Source organism: Gilvimarinus sp. 1_MG-2023 (assembly GCF_030548285.1).
Genome location: NZ_JAUOSC010000554.1, coordinates 1 through 327, shown reverse-complemented (window position 1 = coordinate 327; position 327 = coordinate 1). Strand labels below are relative to the sequence as shown.

The 327-nt window shown below is 38.2% G+C and carries 1 protein-coding gene; it reads left to right on the top strand.

Annotated features, from left to right (window positions below; translation table 11 throughout):
• Window positions 1-327 (top strand): hypothetical protein (locus tag Q4563_RS18055; RefSeq protein WP_303605485.1); only part of this gene is annotated, 327 nt, incomplete at both ends.

The following is a 327-nucleotide window of genomic DNA, read 5'->3' as shown; positions in this document are numbered from 1 at the left end:
AAGTATGGGTGATAAATCTAGTAAGCCGTACAATGAACGTACGCTAGAAGAAAAAATTCATTCGAATTGGCATAAAACCCTCGGGTTAATGAAACGAGGTGAGTTTTCCACTGTTATTATTCGAGCTGCAACGACTGTAGAGCTTGCTGCAAATTTGTTAGTGAAGCATGAATTTCAGCACAATCGAAAACTCCCTGAGCACTTCGTCGATAACCTGATGATGTGGGCAAATGGATTAATGGGTAAAGTAGATCGGTTATTGTTACCTATATACAAAAACACCGATTCTGAAAATGCATTAAAAGAAGTAAAGAAACGCTCCAAAGA